Annotated in this window: 19 protein-coding genes and 1 pseudogene; 6 read left to right on the top strand and 14 right to left on the bottom strand. The window is 67.2% G+C overall.

From position 1 onward, the window contains the following. From C0R07_RS19985 to C0R07_RS18170, 5 genes and pseudogenes are all read left to right on the top strand, one after another. Positions 1-181 (top strand): annotated as a pseudogene (locus C0R07_RS19985) (Flp pilus assembly protein TadD); the annotation flags it as partial. After that, positions 178-636: a DUF3613 domain-containing protein gene (locus C0R07_RS18185; RefSeq protein WP_102789616.1), complete on the top strand. Its 459-nt coding sequence runs from the start codon at positions 178-180 to the stop codon at positions 634-636. The pseudogene C0R07_RS19985 and the gene C0R07_RS18185, both read left to right, overlap by 4 nt. Positions 637-640: 4 nt before the next feature. Further along, positions 641-2,812: a TadG family pilus assembly protein gene (locus C0R07_RS18180; protein WP_070470770.1), complete on the top strand. Its 2,172-nt coding sequence runs from the start codon at positions 641-643 to the stop codon at positions 2,810-2,812. Positions 2,813-2,904: 92 nt separating this feature from the next. Next, positions 2,905-3,624 carry a DUF2968 domain-containing protein gene (locus tag C0R07_RS18175; RefSeq protein WP_026070082.1) on the top strand — a complete coding sequence of 240 codons (720 nt, stop codon included), beginning with the start codon at positions 2,905-2,907 and terminating at the stop codon, positions 3,622-3,624. Between the two features lie 120 nt (positions 3,625-3,744). After that, positions 3,745-5,124 (top strand): serine hydrolase domain-containing protein, encoded by a 1,380-nt coding sequence (locus tag C0R07_RS18170; RefSeq protein WP_102789615.1) that lies wholly within the window; start codon positions 3,745-3,747, stop codon positions 5,122-5,124. A 17-nt stretch (positions 5,125-5,141) separates the two neighbouring features. On the opposite strand, the gene C0R07_RS18165 is transcribed toward C0R07_RS18170, so the two are convergent. The 7 genes from C0R07_RS18165 to C0R07_RS18135 all read right to left on the bottom strand — a co-directional run bounded on the left by C0R07_RS18165 (position 5,142) and on the right by C0R07_RS18135 (position 12,363). Further along, complete coding sequence (locus C0R07_RS18165) at positions 5,142-5,576, bottom strand: hypothetical protein (RefSeq protein WP_102789614.1); 435 nt, start codon at positions 5,574-5,576, stop codon at positions 5,142-5,144. Positions 5,577-5,703: 127 nt separating this feature from the next. Continuing rightward, positions 5,704-6,171, bottom strand: coding sequence for a GNAT family N-acetyltransferase (locus tag C0R07_RS18160; protein ID WP_019185090.1), 468 nt, complete (start codon positions 6,169-6,171; stop codon positions 5,704-5,706). Between the two features lie 112 nt (positions 6,172-6,283). Beyond that, a complete protein-coding gene (locus tag C0R07_RS18155) occupies positions 6,284-9,007 on the bottom strand; it encodes a TonB-dependent receptor plug domain-containing protein (RefSeq protein WP_102789612.1) in 2,724 nt (907 codons plus the stop codon). A 198-nt stretch (positions 9,008-9,205) separates the two neighbouring features. After that, positions 9,206-9,973, bottom strand: a complete 768-nt coding sequence (locus C0R07_RS18150; protein WP_019185088.1) for a SapC family protein — start codon at positions 9,971-9,973, stop codon at positions 9,206-9,208. Positions 9,974-10,263: 290 nt separating this feature from the next. Beyond that, positions 10,264-11,052, bottom strand: a complete 789-nt coding sequence (locus C0R07_RS18145; RefSeq protein ID WP_167390405.1) for a CDP-diacylglycerol diphosphatase — start codon at positions 11,050-11,052, stop codon at positions 10,264-10,266. An 86-nt stretch (positions 11,053-11,138) separates the two neighbouring features. Further along, a complete protein-coding gene (locus C0R07_RS18140; protein ID WP_070470774.1) occupies positions 11,139-11,768 on the bottom strand; it encodes a decarboxylase in 630 nt (209 codons plus the stop codon). 100 nt (positions 11,769-11,868) lie between these two features. Next, positions 11,869-12,363: a DUF1543 domain-containing protein gene (locus tag C0R07_RS18135; RefSeq protein WP_102789611.1), complete on the bottom strand. Its 495-nt coding sequence runs from the start codon at positions 12,361-12,363 to the stop codon at positions 11,869-11,871. 170 nt (positions 12,364-12,533) lie between these two features. Between C0R07_RS18135 and C0R07_RS18130 the strand changes: the two genes are divergently transcribed. After that, positions 12,534-12,839: a hypothetical protein gene (locus C0R07_RS18130; RefSeq protein WP_019185084.1), complete on the top strand. Its 306-nt coding sequence runs from the start codon at positions 12,534-12,536 to the stop codon at positions 12,837-12,839. Between the two features lie 79 nt (positions 12,840-12,918). Here C0R07_RS18130 and dld read toward each other — a convergent pair whose 3' ends face one another. The 7 genes from dld to C0R07_RS18095 all read right to left on the bottom strand — a co-directional run bounded on the left by dld (position 12,919) and on the right by C0R07_RS18095 (position 20,224). Continuing rightward, positions 12,919-14,640, bottom strand: coding sequence for a D-lactate dehydrogenase (gene dld, locus C0R07_RS18125; protein WP_102789610.1), 1,722 nt, complete (start codon positions 14,638-14,640; stop codon positions 12,919-12,921). Next, a complete protein-coding gene (lldD, locus tag C0R07_RS18120; protein ID WP_102789609.1) occupies positions 14,637-15,797 on the bottom strand; it encodes an FMN-dependent L-lactate dehydrogenase LldD in 1,161 nt (386 codons plus the stop codon). The genes dld and lldD overlap by 4 nt, the downstream gene beginning before the upstream one ends. A 3-nt stretch (positions 15,798-15,800) precedes the next feature. Next, entirely contained in the window at positions 15,801-16,565 is a 765-nt protein-coding gene (gene lldR, locus C0R07_RS18115) for a transcriptional regulator LldR (protein WP_070470845.1), read from the bottom strand. A 67-nt stretch (positions 16,566-16,632) separates the two neighbouring features. Next, on the bottom strand, positions 16,633-18,291 hold the full coding sequence (gene lldP / locus C0R07_RS18110) for an L-lactate permease (RefSeq protein WP_102789608.1): 1,659 nt from the start codon (positions 18,289-18,291) through the stop codon (positions 16,633-16,635). Between the two features lie 185 nt (positions 18,292-18,476). After that, on the bottom strand, positions 18,477-18,911 hold the full coding sequence (locus C0R07_RS18105) for a VOC family protein (protein ID WP_019185079.1): 435 nt from the start codon (positions 18,909-18,911) through the stop codon (positions 18,477-18,479). Continuing rightward, the gene (locus C0R07_RS18100; RefSeq protein WP_019185078.1) at positions 18,908-19,366 is read right to left on the bottom strand and encodes an MgtC/SapB family protein; all 459 of its coding nucleotides are present in this window, start codon (positions 19,364-19,366) and stop codon (positions 18,908-18,910) included. The genes C0R07_RS18105 and C0R07_RS18100 overlap by 4 nt, the downstream gene beginning before the upstream one ends. A 99-nt stretch (positions 19,367-19,465) precedes the next feature. After that, a complete protein-coding gene (locus tag C0R07_RS18095; protein WP_070470785.1) occupies positions 19,466-20,224 on the bottom strand; it encodes an SDR family NAD(P)-dependent oxidoreductase in 759 nt (252 codons plus the stop codon). Between the last annotated feature and the right edge of the window lie 197 nt (positions 20,225-20,421).

The following is a 20,421-nucleotide window of genomic DNA, read 5'->3' as shown; positions in this document are numbered from 1 at the left end:
CACGGCGGCCGCCGCGCCCGGCAGCGGCGCCACGCCTGCACCACGCGCCGCTGCCGGGCGCCCGGCGCAGCGCAGGGTCGCCATCGATACCGATCACCGCACGCGTGCCGATGCGCGCCTGGCGCCGTCGATGCTCGAGCGCTTCAGCACGCCCACTCCTGCCAGCGAGACCACGCCATGAACCAGTTGCGTCGCCTGCCCATTACGTTCCTGCACGTTGGCCTGCCGTGGCTGCTGATGGTGGTAGCGCTGCCCGCGATGGCGCAGCAGGCACCGCTCACCGGGCAGATGCTTGGCGGACAGCAGGCCCCGCCGGTCGCCACTACGACGCTGCCGGCGCCAGAGACCCCGGCACCGGCGCCGACCTACGTCGATCGCGCGCCGGCTTACACCGACGCCGCGCCCGGGCGCTACATGCCTCCCGCACCCGCGCCGCGCAGCGAGATAGGCCAAACCACCCGTGATCTGCTGCGGATGCAGGCCCAGGGAACCCACGCGGGGGCGCGCCTGCCGATCCTGGGTGACCAGGCCGCGGCCAGCTATGCGCGCTACCTCAAGAGCTTCGAGCACGAGATTCCTGAGTTCCTCAAGACCAGTGTGAAAAAGGACGTAGGCGGTTCCAACGAGGGAGGTTGATGCCATGCACCAGTCCAGCGTTCGTGCGCCCCGGCCGTTCCGGCGGCGGCTGCGCGGCGGGATGTCGGTCACCATGATGCTGGTCCTGCTCGGTCTGGTCGGGATGCTCGGCCTGGTGGAAGTGGGCTATCTGTACTGGGCCAAGCGCGATGCGCAGAAGGTGGTCGACCTGGCCGCCGTCGCCGGCGCGCAGCGCCTGGACCTGTGCCGCGCGGACCTCAAGGACAACGGGGCTGCCCGCAGCAATGCAGAGCGGGACAACGGCTTTTCCGGCGCCTTGGTGATCCACTGCGGCAACTGGAATCCTGCACGCGGCGCGGGGGATCATTTCAGCGTGACGCCCGACGCGGCCAACCCGCTCAATGCGGTCAAAGTGGTCGCCACCCGTTCGGTGGTGCCGTTCTTCGGCCAGAACACGCGCCTGCCCACGATCCGTGCGCAGGCGGTGGCCACGCGTGCGCCGCCGATCGCGGTGTTCTCGGTGGGCTCGCAGTTGCTGCGGGTCAATGGCAATACGCCGCTGGGCAACGTGCTCAACCTGGTGGGCGTCAACCTGGACCGCACCACCCTGCTTGGCTATGACGGCCTGGCCCAGGCGAAGGTCACCCCGGGCGGCCTGCTGCAGGCGCTGGGCATTCCGGTCCAGGCCAACATCGGCATCGCCGAGTTCAACGCCCTGCTGGCCGCCAACCGGGTCTCGCTTGGCCAGCTGCTTGATGCGACGGCCACGGTGCTGACCAACAGCGGTGTCGCCCATGTGGATCTGACGGCACTGCGCAATGCGCTCGCGGCAAAGGTCGATCTGAACCAGCTCAACGTGCAGCTCGGCAGCACCGACACCACCGGCGGGCTGTTCGCACGCATCGTCGCGCCCGAAGGCCCCGCTTCGCCAGCGCTGCAGGCCGACATCAGCGCGTTGGACCTGATCACCACCAGCATCAGCATCGCCAGCGGCGGCAACGGCGTGGCGGTCAACAACCTCAACATCCTGGGGCTGGTGCAGACCCGCGCGGCGATCATCGAGCCGCCCTCGATCGCGATCGGCGGCGTCGGCACCCGTGCCTACAACGCGCAGGTGCGGCTGAAGATCAACATCGACACCGGCGGGCTGGCGCTGCTCGGGCCCGTGCTCAGCGGGCTGGGGATCCGCCTCAACCTGCCGATCTATGCCGATGTGACCAACGCGATGGGCACACTGGACGCGCTCAACTGCGGCGCGACCCCGCCAACCGCCACGGTGCGGGTGCAGTCCTCGCTGCTGCGTGCCTGCGTCGGCCGCGTGGCTGCCGCCAACGAATTTTCGCAGCGCAATGTGTGCGATGCCGGGCTGCAGAACGAGCAGTTGCTGACCCTGCTGGGCGCACCGCTGGTCACCGACAAGATTTCCCTCAATGCGCTGACCCGCGATGAGAGCGTCACCCTGGCGGCCGGAGAGACCGCCTCCACTTACTTCAACCAGGCCCAGGTCGGCACAGCCATCTCCGGCCTGGTGAGCGAACTGCTGCGCGTGCTGAGCAACGTGGTCACCCCGGGCAAGCAGGGCAGCACCGATGCCGCCACCGCCAATCGTTTGGCGGATCAGTATCTGAAGGCCGCCAATCCGGGCAACGTTTTCTACGACGCCGAGAAGACCATTGCCCTGCTGCGACTCGGTGACCCGGCACGCGGCATCGGCGCCCTCGGCGACTGGGACGTCGTGGGCGGCGTACCGCACGCGTGTGGCGCGCTGAATCTTGGCACCTGTTTTGAAACCGGCTCGGTCTGGGACGGCTACAACGCCACCGTTACCGGAAAGGGAATGGGCGGGCTCAGTGGCCTGCTCGGCTCCCTGCTCGGTGGGCTGGTGATCAACCGCTGCAACAGCCTGCTCAGTACCCTGCTCAACTACAACAACTGCGTCAAATCCAATCTGGCCTCTTACCTGCAGACCCGGCCGGGCGGCCTGGAGGACCTCGCCGGCGGAACCGGAGTCACCGACCCGGGCACTGACCAGGTCCGCTGCAGCGGCCTGCTGTGCCTGGCGCTGACCCCGGTGCTGGAAACCCTCAAGCCGCTGCTCAACGGCGTCAGCACCCTGCTCTCGCAGACGCTGGCCCAGGTGCTCGGGCTGGAGCTGGGGCGGACCGACGTGCACATGCAGTCCATCCAGTGCACCCCGGCACAGTTGGTTTATTGACGCTGCGGCAAAGTGCAGGCCACGCGATTGTGCGTGCTAGACTCCGGCGGGGACTTTACTTCACTGATAATCCACTCGTGGATGGCCTGAATATGCGAGAGAGAAAAGGGGTTGGTTCCATCGTCGCGCACGCGCTGACCGGTGGGATTGTGTTGCTGCTGTCGTTGAGCGTCATTCCGCAGGCCCTGGCCGCGCGCGCACCGCGTGCCGAGCCGGCCGTGGAGACCGCCGTTCGCCCGGCGCCGGTGGTCCGCAATACCGTGGACGAACTGCGCCAGCTGGTCGACTCCAAGCAGCTCACCGAGCTGCGCACCACCTATAACGGCAGTTACGGTGCCAGCCTGCTGTTCAATACCAGCACGCTGAATTACTACGTGGCGCTGTTCCACGAGAAGGACTTCTGGCGCGTGATCAAGACCGATTCGGTCGACAACGCCGAGAAGGTCTACCGCACCTTCGTCGAACAGACCGAACAGCTGGCCCAGGTGTATATCGATACCACCCGCCTGCAGGCCGGCAAGCGCTATACCGAAAACCTGGTCGCCTACAACGAAGAGCGGCTGCGCAGCCTGCAGCAGGAAGCCGATCTCCAGCGCCAGCAGTCGCTGCAGGTCAGCGCCTCGCTGGAACAGGCCAAGCAGCAGGCGGTCAGCCTGAGCACCGACCTGCGCAGCAGCCACAGCGAACTGGACGCGCTCAACCAGCGCATCCAGATGCTGCAGGCCCAGCAGCTGAACCCGGCGCTGTCGCTGCCGTCAGCCGAGTCGGCCACGCCGGCACCGGCGCCGCAGGGCAACCCCGGCAACCCGTAACAGCATCGCGCGCCCTGCCCCGGCAGGGCACGTCACGGACGGCGCCGATGGCGCCGTCTTTCATTCCGGTGCAGTACCCTTGGTCGCACAGACGTCCTGCGCATTAGCAAGGAGTGCCCCATGCCCGTTCCGCGCCCCCACATTGCTCTGACCCGCGTGCGCGCCGCCTTGGCGTCATCCCGCGCCCGGCTGGCCGCGGCCCTGGTCGCGGTGCTCGCCCTGCCGGGCGCCGCCACTGCCGCCCCGGCCTCGCCCACCTCGCCGCCGCTGTCGGCCGAAGCGTCCGATCCCAGGCTGCTCGGCTGGATGCAGGGCGCGCCGCCGCCGGAAGACAAGCGCATCCGTTACACGGATGACGACTATTTCAGTTTCCCCAAGCTGCGCTGGACGGCCTGCCATTTCCGCCAGTTGATGCCCACCGTGGGCGTCAGCCGGGGCCCCGGCGCGGCCCGTGACCTGCCGCGCCGGCTGGATGCCGCGATCGACGCGCTGTCGTTCACGCCCACCGGCACCCACCGTCAGATGACCTGGGCACAGTCACTGTCGGCCAACTACACCGACGGCATCGTGGTGCTGCACGACGGGGTGGTGGTCTACGAACGTTACAGCGGCTGCCTGGACGAGCACGGCCAGCACGGTGCGATGTCCGTCAGCAAATCGATGACCGGCCTGCTCGGCGAGATGCTGGTCGCCGAGGGGGTGATCGATGAAACCCAGCGCGTCAGCGCGATTGTTCCCGAGCTGAAGGACAGCGCGTTCGGCGATGCCACGGTCAGGCAGGTGCTGGAGATGACCACGGCACTGCGCTACAGCGAAGACTACGCCGACCCCAACGCCGAGGTCTGGGCATTTTCCGCAGCGGGCAGCACCCTGCCCCCGGCCCCGGGCTACACCGGGCCGCGCAGCTATTACGATTACCTGCAGACCGTGCAGAAGCAGGGCCGCCACGGCGAGGCCTTCGGCTACAAGACGATCAACACGGACGCGCTGGGCTGGATCATCGCCCGGCGCACGGGGCAGTCGGTTGCACAGCTGCTGCAGTCGCGCATCTGGCAACGCCTGGGCGCCGAGCAGGACGCGTACTACACCGTTGATTCCACCGGCACGCCGTTTGCGGGCGGCGGCTTCAATGCCGGACTGCGGGATCTGGCCCGCGTCGGCCAACTGCTGCTCGACGACGGCAAGGTCGACGGCCAGCCCATCGTGCCCGCCGCCGCGATCGCCCGTATCCGGGCCGGCGGCAGCAAACAGGCCTTTGCCAAGGCCGGTTACGCGCAGCTGCCGGGCTGGAGCTATCGCGGCATGTGGTGGATCTCCCACAACGACCATGGCGCCTACATGGCGCGCGGCGTGCATGGCCAGGCGCTGTACATCGACCCCACCGCACGGGTGGTGATCGCGCGGTTCGGCTCGCATCCGGTCGCTGCCAACAGCGCCAACGACCCGACCACCCTGCCCGCCTTCGATGCGGTCGCGCGGTATCTGATGGCGCAGCCCTGAGCGTGCGTGCCGGCTGACTACCGGCACGCATCGTGCACCAGGTCATCCATTCGCCGGCTGAGCGCCAGGCACGGCCGGCCGCCCGCTTTCCGGTAGGTCGTCTCGCGCTGGCGTCGCGCGGCGGCGCAACGGGCGGGATCGGCATGCACGGAGATGACCGCCCCCCGGATCGCGGGCGTCGGGCGGACACTGCGTCGCGGCAGACGCTTCTGTCGCACGGCTGCAGCCTCAGCACGCCGCTTGGCCTGTAGTTCCTGCCGCACGGATTCGATATGGATCTCATTGGCCCAGGTATCGGCGGGCGGCGGCATCTCGCGGATGCGCTCGGTGCGTCCCTCGCACGGGGTGGACTGATAATGACGCGCGCCGTCGACCAGGCAGGTATGCACCTGTCGCGGCGGCAGATCCACCGCTGTGGCGCTCATCATCAGGGTCAGCCACCACGCAGGCATCGCATCGCTCCGTCCAGATGCGCCCAGCATGTTTCAGAGGCGGATCACCGAGCCGTGACCGGCTGCACAGTGAGCGGGCGATGCGCATGCCCCTGACACGCCATCACTGCCATGCCCTACCCAAGTGCTATGGCCTGGCGCCCACGTGCAGTTCCAGCACTTCGTCACCCAAGGCGTCGATCTCGCCGGTCGGCCGCCAGCCCAGGTAGCGATAGAAGCCATGCGAGCGCACCGCAGGATCCGCCGCACACCCCAGGATCAGCCGCGAATGGCCGGCCTCGACTAGATCGGCGATGGACATATCCAGCAGCCGCCGACCGATGCCCTGCCCTTCATGGGACGGCAGCATTGCCAGCACCACGATCTCGCCGCCGTCGCGATCGCCGAAGCAGTAGCCGACCATGTGCTCGCCTTCCAGCGCGATATGCCCCGGCAGTACATCGTCACGGATACCGGCCGCCCAGCTGTCTTCGGTGATGCCGAGTCCGGCAAGCTCGGCCGCGGAAAACGCATTTTCGCGGGTGCGCCCACGCAGATCGATGCAGGCAGCGGCATCGCCCGGCACGGCGCGACGGTAATGAATCGGGTGGGTCATGCGTGCTTCCTGCAACCGCCGGAACACTCGGCGGCGCGCAGTATATCGTCGCATGCGCTGTAGACCCAAACGCAGCGGGCCCGGCATTGCCATTGCCGGGCCCGCGAGGGAATTACAGGAAGCGGTAATCGAACTCCAGCCACAGCTGGCGGCCGTAGGGGTCGTAGTTGCCGACCGGATAGAACGGCCAGCCGCCGCCGTTCTTGTCCGCCGGCGGGCGGCTGTCGCGCAGGTTGTTGACGATCAGGCCGAGCGTGGCGTTGTCGTTGAGCTTGCGATACAGGCTGGCGTTGTAGGTCATGTACGGCGCGATGCGACCACTGCCGTCGGTCTTCGGCAACGAGCCGTAACGCATGCCGTACAGGGTGGCGGTCCAGTCGTTGATCGCCCAGGTCACGCTGCCGTTGACCTTGCTGCGCCACTGGTAGGAATCCAACGAGTTGCGCTGGTCCTGCACGTCATCGCCGGCGAACTGGCGGTAGCTGTGATCGATCACCAGCGAGTACGCCACGCGGGCGGAGAAACGACCATAGCGGCCCGCGTCCCAGCGCAGGGTCGACTTCAGGTCGATGCCGCGCACGGTTTCGGAGGCGGCGTTGATCGGGTTGATCAGCACGCGCACGACCTGGTTTGGCTGCACTGCCGCGTCGGCCGGGTTGCGGATCACGCGACGCAGCGCGTCCTGGCATTGTGCCGAGCCGATATCGCGTGCGTCGCCACCCACGGTCTGGCCGAGGCGGCAATCGGCTTCATCCTTGAGGATGCGGGTGGCATCCAGGTTGGTGACCTCATCGTCGATGCGGATGTCGTAGTAATCTGCCGTGAAGTCCAGATTGGCCGACGGCGACCACACGAAGCCCAGACCGTAGGACTTGGCGGTTTCCGGCTGCAGCTGCGGATTGGCACCACTGGTGTAATCGATCGCCAGGCCGCTGAAATCGCAGTCGTCGTATGCCTGGCCGGCACTGCGGCAGCGCCAGTAATCGGTCATGCCGGGGTTGTAACCGCGCGTTTCGGTGGCGAACACGTAGTTCATGTCCGGCGCACGGAAGCTGGTTGCTGCACTCGCGCGCAGCAGCAGCGTATCGAACGGACGGAACTCCAGGCCGGTGCTCCAGGTGGCCTTGCCCAGATGATCGCCGGCAGCACGGTACTGGTCGTAGCGACCGGCCACGGTCGCGGTCAGGCGCTCCAGCAAGGGCAGCTGCAGCTCCACCCCGGCGGCATAGCGGTCACGCTCGCCACCGGCCGGAATGCCGGCGTTGAGGTTCCAGAACACGCCCTGTCCCAAGGCCGGGTCCGGGCGGTTGCGGTAGCCCTGGCTGCCGGCTTCGACCACGGCGGCCAGCGCTGCACGGCCGCCGGGCAGATCGAACAGCTGGCCGTTGACGCTGACGCTGGCGGTCTGCAGCCACGCAGCGTTGCGGCTCTCGTAGCGGTCCGACAGCCCCTCGTACTCGCCCGGGGTCAGCGGCTGGTACAGGCGCGACGGATCCGGGGCATACACGTCAACGCCATCGCGGGTGCCCAGTTGTGGGCCCAGCAGGTACGCATTGATGCCGACCAGCAGGCCCGGGCGCTGCGTCCTGTTCTCGTAGCGCGAGCGGCTGTAGGCCGCTTCGTAATCCCAGTCCGAGCCGCCGATGCTGCCACGGGCGCCGACGTTGAACGACCACGACTGCTCCAGGAAGCGGTTGGCATTGCGCTGCACGCCGCCGATCTCTTCGGGCGCGAAACGCCGGTACCAGCTTTCCAGCTGACCGCTGTTCTGGTTGTAGAAGTAATTGCGCGAGGAGGTCCAGCTCGGTGCGCGGGTGTTGTTGTAAATGCGCGCAGTGCCGATCGCCGCATCGGCGAACAGTTCCTGACGGTCATTCAAGCGCCAGGTCACCGCGCTGTACGCATCGATGTTGCGCTTCTCGGTCTGCACGGTCCAGAACGTGGGTGCGGCTTCATTGCTGCCGCAGTACCAGCCCTGGCGCGGATTCTGCGCGCGGAAGACACTGCCGCCATACAACGTGCTGGCGGCATCGCAGCCATCGGCACCGGGATCAATGTAGTTGTTGGTGGAGGCGTTGCGGCGATACGCCACGGCCGTCGCGAGCGGCGCCACGCCGCGCGGATCGTCGGTGAGCGAATCCATGAAGTCGCGCTGCGAACCGTAGATCGCTTTGCGGTTGGCGATCTCCAGGCCGAAGATCGCGTCCCAGTTCTCACCCGAACCGCCACCGACCGCCTGCAGGCGCTGGTTGTCGCCGCCACCCTGTTCGGTGGTGCCGGCGCGGATATTGATCCCGACGCCGTCATAGGTTTTCTTCAGGATGATGTTGACCACGCCGGCGATCGCATCGGAGCCGTACACCGCCGAGGCGCCCCCGGCCAGCACTTCGATCCGGTCGATCAGCGCGCTGGGGATGTTGGCCAGGTTGACCACGTTGACCGAGCCTTCGTAGGCCAACGGGTAGTCCGACTGCCGGCGGCCGTTGACCAGCACCAGGGTACGGTTGGGGCCAAGGCCGCGCAGGTTGATGGTGTTGGCAGCCGGGGTGAAGGTGTTGCCGAAATCCTCGCCCTGCACGTTGCCGGTGTTCTCGGTCAGCGCGCTGAGCGCCTCGAACGCGCTGCGGTAGCCCTGTGCCTCGATCTGCTCCTGGGTGATCACGGTGACCGGGGATGGACCTTCCACGCTGGCGCGGGGGATGCGCGAGCCGGTGACGGTGACGGCCTCCAGCTGGGTGGGTGCATCGGCCGCGTGGACCAGCGATACCGCACCAAGCAAAGGCAACAACGACACAACCAGGGCCCGCCGACGCAGCGGGCGATACAGCACAGACATGCAGATTTCCGGTAAAGACGTACGTGCCGGCGGGGTCAGGCCCGTGCCGGAGCGTAGTGAGGGAGGGGCCGTGATTCTGCTGAACAGGCGGAAAAGGAGGAAATGATCGCCCGCGATATGCTTATCGATATTTTGCCTAAGCAATGAAAAACGGCGGCCCTGCGGCCGCCGTTTCCGTGACACGCCGTGCGCCCGGACTCAGGCGTCGGCAGGCAGCGCGCTCTGGCGGTTCACCAGCGCGCTGAAACGTGCCAGCGAGCTCAGGTGGTGGTGCACCAGCGCCAGCCAGCCACTGCGATGCCAGGCCACGACGGTGGCGTCCGGCAACGCGGCGAACTTTTCCACATCCACGACCTGGAAACCGTTGACCGACATCTGCCGGCCGTCAGCGAGGGTGACGTCGATGTTGCGGTCGATCAGCAGTTCGTTTTCGATCAGGGCGGCAGTGAAGCGGCGGGTCTGGTCATGCTCGCGGGTGTAATCCCCGCAGAAGCGCATGGCGTTGTCGACGATCTCGGTGGCCTTGCCGTCCTGGAACAGCGGCACGCCGTCTTCGCTCTGGCCCTGGTTGACCTGCCTGGCGGCCGAATCCAGCGCGAGCACATACTCGTCCTGATCACCGGCCTGCATGAACACGAACGGATAGCGGCGCACGTAGGCCGGCACGTAGCTCTGCTCGTCCCACACGCCATCGGTGACGAACAGGTTGCGCTGTGCCAGGCCGACGGCGACCAGCGGCATCGCGTCCTTGCCGGTGAAAATGATCGGGTAATGCTGGGCCAGCGAACCGAATTCGCCGATCACGGCGGGGATCGCGTTGGTTTCCCCGGCAAAATGCGCGGTGTCCGGCACCAGGCGCCAGGCGGCGTGCAGATCCGAGCGCAGCGGAACAGGCGCCTGGTAGAACAGCGGACCGGTGGCCTGGGACGGCGCAGCGGCGGGCGGAGTCGTGGTTTCAGCAGTCATGGATTAAGTCGGATACGTCGCGCCAGTCAGCCCGGGCGCGAAAGCGGGAACCGCATTGAACGGCCACTATAACGTGCCACGTCCGTGGTTTTTATTTCAATCGCGCCGGATTCCCCGCGCCCCGCGATCGTCCGGTGATTCCACGGTGGCTCTGATCGGCGATACAGGCGTCGTCCGGGGAAGCGAGATTCACGCCGCCAGGAGCAGGCCGGATCCAACACGGTGCGCAGCTGCGACGTTTTTACCCGGCCATGCGCAAGCCGATGCTGCGCGCCCTGCCCTGCACCGCCTCACAGCACACCGTCCAGCGGGCCGGCGGCACCGGTCAATACGGCGCAGGCGTGATCCTGCAGTTCCTCACCGCTGGCCTTGTTGCCCGCCGCAAGGTCCAACCGGGTGGCCAGCAACACGAAACCGGGCGCACCGGAGGGGCCCGTCTGCCCGGCGACCACCAGCGACCAGTTCCCGATATCGGCCGGATCGGCCAGATGGGCGGCCAGCAGACGCACCGGGTTCGCGGTGAGCTCGGCACCGGGCAACTGGCGGGCGAGATAGGCATGCCCGCGCAACGGCTCCGGCAGCGGCTGCCAGCTGGCGCCGATGACCGGCTGCAGCCGGCGCAGCTGGGCCAGGACATCCGCGCGCAGGCAATCCACGTGGATGTGCAGTTGGTGCTGGGAGCGTCCATGGGGCGAATTCAGGGCCAGGCTGGCCACATCGCGCGGCAGTGCCATTCCGAGTGCCTGCTCGGTGTGGCTGCGCGCGTTCCACGCGGCGGCGAAGTAGTTGGGGGCACCGGCACGCAGCAGCGCCGGGCTTTCAATGCCCGAAATGCGGTCCAACGGCAGCACCAGGAACTGGTAGTGGCCGTGCGAATCCTTGAGCAGCACATCGCGCCGCTGCGCCTGGGGAGAAACGGCCAGGCAGCTGCCGCGAGGGGCGGCCTCGCCGGCGCAGTCGCGCTGGATGATGCCCCACAGGGCGTCTGGATTGGCAGGCGGTCTGGCCGGCGGCCGGGGCGGCGTGGCGCAGGCTGCCAACAGCAGCACCGCACAGGGCAAGGACACTCGGGCGATCACGGACAAGCTCGGTCAGGAATGCGGGCCCAGCCGGCCGTGCCGATGGGCGGGCGCGATTGTACCGCGCCGTTTCTGTCGCTTCCGTGTCAGTAGGTGCTGTACGGCACCTCGACCACCACCGGTGCGGCCGGTGCCGGCGGCTGCAGGGTGTAGCGATCCAGCGCGCCATTGTCATCGGCGAAGCGCTGTGACTGCACCTGCAGGCGGTACGTGGTGGTACCGAACTTGACGCTGCCGCCGCTGGCATCCAGCGCGGCACCGGCCGGCAGCAGCAGGCCGCCGAGGTCACTGTAACCGCCGCCTTCCTGCGAGAAGACATGGTCGACCAGCTCGCCCTCGCGCTTCATCGCAAACACATGCGGGTCGCCGTGGCGGCGGTTGTAGTCCTCGTTGCCGAGCAGATCGGCGATCCACACCCCGGGCAGCCGGTAGCTGGTTTCCAGCGCAATCGCATCGAGACGGTCACTGTCTACCACCAGGCAGCAGACCGCCTGCTTGTTTTCGCGGTCCAGGATCGCAAAGCGCTCGCCCTTGGCAACCTCGCGCGGCAGGATCGCAAACGGCTGGTTCCTCAGAACCGGTTCGGCGCCACTGGCCGAATGCAGGTTGCGCCAGCCACCGAATACCGGTGCGTCCGGCTCGGCCGCCACGGCGTTGCCGGCCATCGTCATTCCCAGTGTCACGATCAATGCGGCCGTGATCTTCCTGCTGTGCATGCGCTACTTCCGTTGGTTGACCTGTCGCGGCGACATCGCCGGACCTCACAAGACCGCGACACTATGCGCCAGCAGCGGGGCCGCGGGCAATCGGCGCCGCTCAGCCGATCACGATGTAGTCACTGACCAGGGTGATCCCGCGGTGCTCACCGCGCTCAAGCTGCACGTGGCGTCCACCGACCTGGTCGATGGCGATGCAGTCATCCACCTCCAGCAGGGCATCGGTATGCGGCTTGAACCAGCTGGCATTACGCAGGGCCTTGGCCTCGCGCTTGGCCGCCTCGGCATCCGTGGCGACCAGCAGCCGGTAATCATGCGCCTCGCCCAGCGCACCGGCGGCATACCCGCCGAGATTGAGGAAGTACAGGCGCGGCGCGCCAACGGCCGGGGCCGCGTCGCCGAAGCGCACCCGGTACGCCTCCACCCCATCCACCGCGAGCCAGCCATCGAGATGCAGCCCTTTCCGCTCACCGAACCAGTCCTGGCGCAGCTGCGGGTAGGCCTCTTCAATGGCATCGACGTTGGCGAAGGCCACGTCGTGGACCTCGATCCGGGCGCGGGCATGTCGCCCACCCAGCATGAACACGTGCAGCACCTGCGACTCCCGGCATGGCCGATCTGAGAGGCCGCCAGTGTAGCGCCGGTGGCCGTTGCGCCCTGCCCCATCAGCCGCGTGGGCTGCGCCCAACGGTCGCGGGGTGCCAACCACGCGCCGGTGCACACCGCAGTGGTATGGTCGGCGCCTGACCCCGCAGGAGCGACCCGATGGCATCCCTTTTCCGTTACCCCCTCGCCGCGATCACGCTCGCCGGCACCCTCTCGCTGGCCGCGTGCGTGAGCACGCCGGGCCCGGAGATCAAGGGTCCAGGCCTGTGCAAGGCCGATGCCCTGGGCTGGGCCATCGGCCAGCCGGCCGACGAGGCGAACATGCGCAAGCTGCTGGTGCAGAGCGGCGCCGGCCTGATCAACCCGATCGGCCCGGCCACGATCACCACCCGTGACCTGCGCCAGGATCGGCTGCGGGTGTTCATCGACAAGGACAACGTGATTACCGCCGTCCGCTGCGAATGAAGCGTTGCGGGTAGAGCCACCCCATGGGTGGCTGCCCTGAAACCTGCGATACGCCGGCACAGCCACGCATGGGGTGGCTCTACCCGTGGGGGGTGCAGTCGCAGCTGCTCCATCCGCGCGTCTTCGCGGTCTGGCCGATGCCCGGGTTGAACGTATTGCTCGGATCCAGTTGCTGGTAGAACGCCGCCAAGGCCGGCTTGGCCGGGTACAGATGGCCCACGTTGTGTTCGGCCGGATACTCCGCACCACGCGCGTCCAACAGCGCCCACATCGCGTGCTCGATGGCCAGCGGATCCTCGCCCTTGCGCACGATGTAGTCCTGATGGAACACATGGCACAGGAAATGCCCGTAATACAGTTTGCCGGCCAAGCGTGCGTCGAGTTCGGCCGGCAGGTGTTCCACCCACGCGCGGTCATCGCGCCGTAGTGCCACGTCCAGGGCCACAATGTCCTCGACCTCGCGCCGGTGCACCTCGCGATAACGCACGGCCGCGCCGGCCACCGCAAAGCGGTGCAGGAACGCCTTGCGCCCCTCCTCGGCCGTGCACTGGAAGAAGTCGCCCTCGCTGTCAGCGAAGTGAGTGCGCAGGAAGGTTTCGGCGGCGGCGGCATCCACCGCTGACACCTTGAGCAGCAGGTGGTGCTCGTAGCGGTCACGGAACTGGCCCATGCGCGCGGGCAGATGGCCCGGCAGGCAGCGCATCGCCCACTGGATCACGCGGTCGGTGACCCCGCGCAGGCCAAGGCTTTCGAACCATCCATCGACGCGGCTTTTCAGCGCGAACGCCGCCGGCACCCTGGCCGTGCCGAAGCGATCGATGAGCAGGAAGGTGTCCTTGCCGTACCGTTCGCCGATGTCGTACGCCTCGCGGTGCAGGTACTCGCCCGAGATCGGCAGGCGCTCGAACGCGGTCAGCAGATGGCGGCGGATCGCGGTCAGATCCTCCATCGCATTGCTGCCGATGTAGAACACCTCGCCGGGCTCGCGCGCAAACGTATCCAGCCGCACCGCGAACACCGCCAGCTTGCCGGCCGAGCCGGAGGCTTCGTAGTGGCGCGAGGGATCGGCGTTGTAGCGGGCCGGCGTGGCTGCATCGACCTGGCGCACCTGCTCGGCATAGCGCGGGTCGGAGGCGGCGCGGTCGTTGCCATTGTCCACGTCGGCGGGCGCGTAGTCGCCGCCCTGCAGCCGCTCCAGGATCTGCTCGGCGGTATCGCCCAGCGCGATGCCGAGATGATTGACCAGCTGCAGCTTGCCGTTGGCATCGACCTGGGCGAACAACGCCAGTTCGGTATAGGCCGGGCCGCGTCGCACCAGCGAGCCGCCGGAGTTGTTGCAGACCCCGCCCAGCACCGAGGCACCGATGCACGACGAGCCGATCACCGAGTGCGGTTCGCGGCCCAGCGGCGCCAGCTCCTTTTCCAGCCGGTCCAGCGTCGCCCCGGGCAGGCAGACCACCTGGCGGCCCTCGTTGATCAGCTGCACACCGGTCAGGCGCAGCGTGTTGAGGATGACCACCGGGCGGTCATAGTCGGCACCATCCGGCGTGGAACCGCCGGTGAGGCCGGTGTTGGCCGCCTGCATGATCACGATCGCGTTGGCCGCCACGATGGCCTGCAGGGCGCGCCACTGTTCCAGCAGCGTGCCCGGGCGGACCACCGCCAGCACCGGGCCATCGCCGAAACGGTAGCCCTTGCGGAAGCGCCGGGTCGGCTTGTCGCCGCACAGCACGTGTGCGTCCCCGACGATCGCGCGCAGCTGCGCCAGCAGCGCTGCCGTGCCCTGGGATGCCGCGTTCATGGTGCGGCCGCGAGGCGACGCGTGGCGTCCACCAGCGAATCGCGGCTGATGTCGGCGATGGTCCTGGCGCCGGTGAGCGTCATCGCCACGCGCATTTCCTTGGCCATCAGGTCCAGCAGATTGGCCACGCCGGCCTCGCCCTGCGCGGCGAGCGCATAGACGAAGGCGCGGCCGAGCAGCACGCTGTCGGCGCCGAGCGCGATCATGCGCACTACGTCCAGGCCGTTGCGGATGCCCGAATCGGCCAGGATCTTCAGCTCACCCTTGACTGCATCGGCGATCGCCGGCAACGCCCGCGCGGTGGACAGCACCCCGTCCAGCTGGCGACCACCGTGGTTGGAGACCACGATGCCGTCGGCCCCGAAGCGAACGGCGTCACGTGCATCGTCCGGATCAAGAATGCCCTTGATCACCATCGGTCCGCTCCAGAACTCGCGGATCCACTCCAGGTCTTTCCAGGAAATGGACGGATCGAAGTTGTTGCCCAGCCAGCCGATGTAATCGGCCAGGCCGGTCGGGCTGCCCCGATAGGTGGAGATGTTGCCCAGATCGTGCGGGCGGCCGAACAGGCCCACGTCCCATGCCCAGCGCGGGTGCGTCACTGCCTGCAGCATGCGCCGCGCCGGCGCGTTCGGGCCACTCATGCCCGAGTGCGCATCGCGGTAGCGCGCGCCCGGCGTGGGCATGTCCACCGTGAACACCAGCGTGGTCACGCCAGCCGCCTTGGCCCGCTCCAGCGCATTGCGCATGAAGCCGCGATCCTTGAGGACATACAGCTGGAACCACATCGGCCGATCGATGGCCGGGGCCACTTCCTCGATCGGGCAGACCGACACGGTGGACAGCGTGAACGGAATCCCCCGGCTCGCCGCCGCCCGCGCCGCCTGCACTTCACCGCGGCGCGCATACATGCCGGTCAGCCCGACCGGCGCCAGCGCCACCGGCATCGCCAGACGCTCACCGAACAGCTCCATTTCCAGGCTCAGATCGGACATGTTGCGCAGGATGCGCTGGCGCAGCGCGATCTCCGACAGGTCCGCGACGTTCCGCTTCAGGGTGTGCTCGGCATACGCGCCGCCATCGATGTAGTGGAACAGGAACGGCGGCAGGAGGCGTTGTGCCGCTGCGCGGTAGTCGGTGGAGGCGGAAATGATCATGGGTCAACCGTGGGAAGACGGAAGCCGTGACGCACGTGCGCGCCGGGCCTCGTTGTCATCGAGCGTGCGCAGGGAGGTGTGCACGAATTCCAGGTGCGCGTGCGCGGCGGCACGCGCGCGTTCGGGGTCGCCGGAGAGCACGCCATCCATCATCTCGCGGTGCTGGACGGACAGCGGCTCGAAGGTGCGGGCGGAGGTATAGAGCTTCTCGCGGCTCTGCGAGATGTTGGTCTGCAGCAGCTCGAACAGGCCACGCATCACCTGCAGCAGCACCAGGTTGTGCGAGGCCTCGGCGATGGCCAGGTGGAAGGCCGCATCGGCCTGTGCCTCGCCGGCCGGATCGTCCTTGCCATGCGCAGCCATCATGGTGTCGAAGGCCTGGCGGATCTTCGCGCGGTCTTCGTCGGTGGCGCGCAAGGCGGCGTGCCACGCAGTTGCCCCTTCCAGCGCGTGGCGGATTTCCAGCACGTCGAAGCGGTATTCCGGGTCGCCCTGGAACAGCGGCAGGTACGGCATCAACGGCTCATCGATGGCCTGCCGGGCACGGGCCGCCGGTTCGCTCACGTAGGTGCCGCCGCCGACCCGCGCGTTCAGCAGGCCCTGGCTGGCCAGCTGCGCGATCGCCTCGCGCAGCGCCGTGCGCGAGACCCCCAGCTGCACCGCCAGCGGTCGTTCGGCCGGCAGGCGGTCACCCGGCTGCAGGTTGTGCTCACGGATCAGGCTGCGCAGCTGCGCGGCCACCTTGTCGGACAGGCGTTCGTTCTTCATGCCGCCATTGTCGCCCGCGTGGCGGGCGATGGGGTCGATGCCGGTAGCCGGACTGCCGCGCATGGGCTCAGGGAATCATCCAGGTCAGCCAGTAGGCCTGCACCGTGGTGATGATGCCGACCATCACGGTGAAGATCAGGCTGTGCTTGACCGTGAAGCGGAACAGGTCCGATTCCTTGCCGGCCAGCCCGACCGCCGCGCAGGCAATCGCGATCGACTGCGGCGAGATCATCTTGCCGGTCACCCCGCCGGTGGTGTTGGCCGCGACCAGCAGCACCTCGGACACGCCGATCTGCTGGGCAGTGGTGGCCTGCAGCGCGGAGAACAGCGCATTGGAGGACGTATCCGAGCCGGTCAGGAACACGCCCAGCCAGCCCAGGAACGGCGAGAAGAAGGTGAAGGCCTTGCCGGTATGCGCCAGGGCCAGCGCCAGCGTGGCCGACAGGCCCGAGTAGTTGGCGATGAAGGCAAACGCCAGCACCATGCCGATGGAGTAGATCGGCACCTTGAGCTCCCGGGCGGTTTCGCCGAACGTGCGCAGCGCCGCGGCCGGGCGCATCTTCAGCAGCACGATCGCGATCACCGCGCCCAGCATGATCGCCGTGCCGGTGGCCGAGACCGCATCGAACGTGTAGACCGCCTCGTAGCCGGTCGGGACCGGCACGATCGGCGGCATTTTCAGCACCAGCTGATCCAGCGCCGGTACCGGAATCTTGAGCACCCAGTGCTCCAGCGCACCCCCGGTGGCGAACAGCGCCTTGAACGGCTTGATGCTCCAGATCGTGACCATCGCGGTCAGGATCAGGAACGGCGACCATGCCTTGACGATCTGGCCGGTGGAATAGCGCGGTGCCTCCAGTGCCTGGGCGGCAGCTTCTGCGCTGCTCTCGGTATCGAAGCGGAAGATGCGCACCGGCGTCCACTTGCGCAGGAACAGGGTCAGGCAGACCAGCGACGTCAGCGAGGCGGTGATGTCCGGCAGCTCCGGGCCGATAAAGTTGGAGGTCAGGTACTGGGCGATCGCGAACGAACCACCGGCCACCAGCACCGCTGGCCAGGTTTCCCTGATGCCGCGCCAGCCGTCCATGATCGCCATGATCCAGAACAGCACGATGACGGTCAGGAACGGCAGCTGGCGCCCGGCCATTTGCCCGATCTCGAATGCATCCAGCCCGGTCACCTGCCCGGCCACGATGATCGGAATGCCCATCGCGCCGAAGGCCACCGGCGCGGTATTGACGATCAGGCACAGGCCGGCGGCATACAGCGGCTTGAAGCCCAGCCCGACCAGCAGCGCAGCGGTGATCGCCACCGGCGCTCCGAAGCCGGCCGCCCCTTCCAGGAACGCGCCAAACGCAAAGCCGACCATCAGCATCTGCAGGCGCTGGTCTTCGGTGACCGACAGGATCGACGCCCGGATGATGTCGAACTGTCCGGTCTTGACCGAGACCTTGTACAGGAACACCGCGCCCAGAATGATCCAGGCGATCGGCCACAAGCCGTAGACGAAGCCATAACCGGCTGCTGCCAGCGCCTGCGACAGGGGCATCCGATAGAACAGCAGGGCCACCGCCAACGCGATCACCACGGTGATCGTGCCGGCCAGCCAGCCCTTCATGCGCAACACGGCCAGGGCGACAAAGAAGAAAGCGATCGGCAGCAGCGCGATCAGGCTGGACAGCCAGAGGTTGCCAGCGGGGTCATACAGTTGTTGCCAGGCCTGCATCGGCGGATCTCATCAAGACGGACAGGGGTCCGCGCGGTCAGCACCGCGCGAGCCGAGAACGTCCAACAGTGGTTATTGGTAGTACCAATAACCAACATGCCTGTTGGAACAGCCCGCATTGAAACGCCAAACGCGAGACGAGCCTATTAGACCATAGGTCTACGTCCGAATATTGGTCCTACCACTCAGCAGCCACAGTCGTTCGAACGACCTTTGAGTTCCACCGAGTTGCCGTCCGGATCGCGCAGGCGCAGCGAGAGGCCATCGCCCTCGGCACCGTAATTGCGCTCGGCCGGCCCACTGAGCTCTACCTGCAGTCCCTGCAGATGCACGCGCACCTGCTCGGCATCGAACGGTTCCACGCGCAGGCAGACATGCTCGACATTGCGCCCTTCCCGCCCGGGCGCCGCCCCGCCCTTGATTCCCAGCGGACCGTCCACGCTGATCAGATCGATCAGCGACTCACCGGCATGCAGATGCACCATGCCCAGCGACGGCCGTTCGCGGGCGACCGTGCAGCCCAGAACGTCACAGTAGAAGCGCACGGCGCGGGGCAGATCCTGCACACGCAGCACCACATGGTCGATGCGCTGGATCTCGAAGGGACGTTCGCTGCTCATGACGACTCCAGTTTTCTGGCGATACGGCTGAATACCACCAGCACGATCAGGCACAACACACTCACGCCGACAGCGATCACATACTCGCCGATGCCAACCGCGATACCGATCGCGGCGGACATGATCAGTGAACTGGCAGTGGTAAGGCCGCTGACCTGGTCATCGCGCGAGCCCCGCAGGATCGTGCCGGCGGCAACGAAGCCGACACAGGCCACCACCGCCTCGATCAGACGCACCGGATCGACCTGCAGCAGGTCACGGTAGCGTTCCTCCTGGAAGTGTTCGGCAATGCTGTCGCCCAAGCCGACAATCAGTGCGGCTGCACCGGCGATCAGCATGTGCGTGCGCAGTCCGGCGGCGTGCTTGCCCATCTCGCGTTCGATGCCGAGCGTGGCGCCCAGCAGCATGGCTACGGCAATCCGCAGCAGGATCGATAGATCTTGTTCCAGTCCCATCTGCGTCTCTCATCCGGCAATGGACGGAGCGTCGCAGACAGGGGCGTCTGGGGACCGTGAAACCAGTGGCAGGCCCGGCTGAGCCTGCCACCACGTGTCTTACTGGGCCAGATATCCGCCATCGATCGCGTAGTAAGTGCCGGTTGCAAAACCCGCATCCGCGCTGGCCAGCCAGGCCACCAGTGCGGCGACTTCTTCCGGCTTGCCGAGGCGTCCCAGCGCGTGCTTGCTTTCCAGCGCCTGCTTCACCTTCGGGTCCATCTTGTCCAGCAACGGGGTGGCGATGAAGCCCGGGCCCACCGCATTGATGCGGATCTTGTCCGCCGCGTGTTCCCACGCCGCCGTCTGGGTCAGACCGACCACGCCATGCTTGGCCGCGACATAGGCCGCCGAATTGTTGAAACCGACCTGGCCCAGGATGGAGGCCATGTTGATGATGCTGCCGCCCTTGCCCGTGCTGCGCATCGCCTGGATCTGCGCCCGCTGGCACACGAATACGCTGTTGAGATTGACGTCGATGACGTTCCTCCAGCCATCCACCGGGTAATCGCCACTGGCCGCCGACGGCCCGCCGATACCCGCGTTGTTCACTGCGATGTCCAGCCCACCGAGTTCCTGCACGGTCTGCTTCACGGCTGCTTCCACCGCGTGCTCGTCGGTGACGTTCAAGGCGATGCCGATCGATTTCACGCCTTTGCTGCGCAGCGCCTCGGCGGTCTTCTCGACGGCGTCGGCCTTGAGATCCCACACCGCCACCGCCGCGCCGGAATCGGCCAGCAGTTCGGCCACGGCCAGGCCGATGCCGGAGACGCCGCCGGTGACGATGGCGACCTTTCCCTTGAGCTGATAATCAATCATCGCGTCGTTCCTCGGGTTGGAATAAGGCTGCGGGCACTGCCTGCCCATGCCTCGACCATACGCCGCGAAAACGTTACAGAACGTGCACAGCGTGCTCCGCAACAATCCTTCCCATCGCTGCAACGCACCTGCCCCTATGCTCGGGGTCGTACGACCACATCCTTTCTTTCATCCGCCGCTGGCGGTCGCCCCCTCCC

Origin of the sequence: Stenotrophomonas bentonitica, from assembly GCF_002887735.1 — a bacterium.
In the GTDB taxonomy this organism is placed as follows: domain Bacteria; phylum Pseudomonadota; class Gammaproteobacteria; order Xanthomonadales; family Xanthomonadaceae; genus Stenotrophomonas; species Stenotrophomonas bentonitica_A.
Note: the sequence above shows the minus strand (reverse complement) of the source record. Positions and strands in the feature narration are given on the sequence as shown.

Bases quoted from the DNA above. Each gene is read 5' to 3' on its own strand.
- C0R07_RS18185 (WP_102789616.1), top strand. From the start codon at position 178: ATGAACCAGTTGCGTCGCCTGCCCATTACGTTCCTGCACGTTGGCCTG.
- C0R07_RS18180 (WP_070470770.1), top strand. From the start codon at position 641: ATGCACCAGTCCAGCGTTCGTGCGCCCCGGCCGTTCCGGCGGCGGCTG.
- C0R07_RS18175 (WP_026070082.1), top strand. From the start codon at position 2,905: ATGCGAGAGAGAAAAGGGGTTGGTTCCATCGTCGCGCACGCGCTGACC.
- C0R07_RS18170 (WP_102789615.1), top strand. From the start codon at position 3,745: ATGCCCGTTCCGCGCCCCCACATTGCTCTGACCCGCGTGCGCGCCGCC.
- C0R07_RS18165 (WP_102789614.1), bottom strand. From the start codon at position 5,576: ATGCCTGCGTGGTGGCTGACCCTGATGATGAGCGCCACAGCGGTGGAT.
- C0R07_RS18160 (WP_019185090.1), bottom strand. From the start codon at position 6,171: ATGACCCACCCGATTCATTACCGTCGCGCCGTGCCGGGCGATGCCGCT.
- C0R07_RS18155 (WP_102789612.1), bottom strand. From the start codon at position 9,007: ATGTCTGTGCTGTATCGCCCGCTGCGTCGGCGGGCCCTGGTTGTGTCG.
- C0R07_RS18150 (WP_019185088.1), bottom strand. From the start codon at position 9,973: ATGACTGCTGAAACCACGACTCCGCCCGCCGCTGCGCCGTCCCAGGCC.
- C0R07_RS18140 (WP_070470774.1), bottom strand. From the start codon at position 11,768: ATGCACAGCAGGAAGATCACGGCCGCATTGATCGTGACACTGGGAATG.
- C0R07_RS18130 (WP_019185084.1), top strand. From the start codon at position 12,534: ATGGCATCCCTTTTCCGTTACCCCCTCGCCGCGATCACGCTCGCCGGC.
- dld (WP_102789610.1), bottom strand. From the start codon at position 14,640: ATGAACGCGGCATCCCAGGGCACGGCAGCGCTGCTGGCGCAGCTGCGC.
- lldD (WP_102789609.1), bottom strand. From the start codon at position 15,797: ATGATCATTTCCGCCTCCACCGACTACCGCGCAGCGGCACAACGCCTC.
- lldR (WP_070470845.1), bottom strand. From the start codon at position 16,565: ATGAAGAACGAACGCCTGTCCGACAAGGTGGCCGCGCAGCTGCGCAGC.
- lldP (WP_102789608.1), bottom strand. From the start codon at position 18,291: ATGCAGGCCTGGCAACAACTGTATGACCCCGCTGGCAACCTCTGGCTG.
- C0R07_RS18105 (WP_019185079.1), bottom strand. From the start codon at position 18,911: ATGAGCAGCGAACGTCCCTTCGAGATCCAGCGCATCGACCATGTGGTG.
- C0R07_RS18100 (WP_019185078.1), bottom strand. From the start codon at position 19,366: ATGGGACTGGAACAAGATCTATCGATCCTGCTGCGGATTGCCGTAGCC.
- C0R07_RS18095 (WP_070470785.1), bottom strand. From the start codon at position 20,224: ATGATTGATTATCAGCTCAAGGGAAAGGTCGCCATCGTCACCGGCGGC.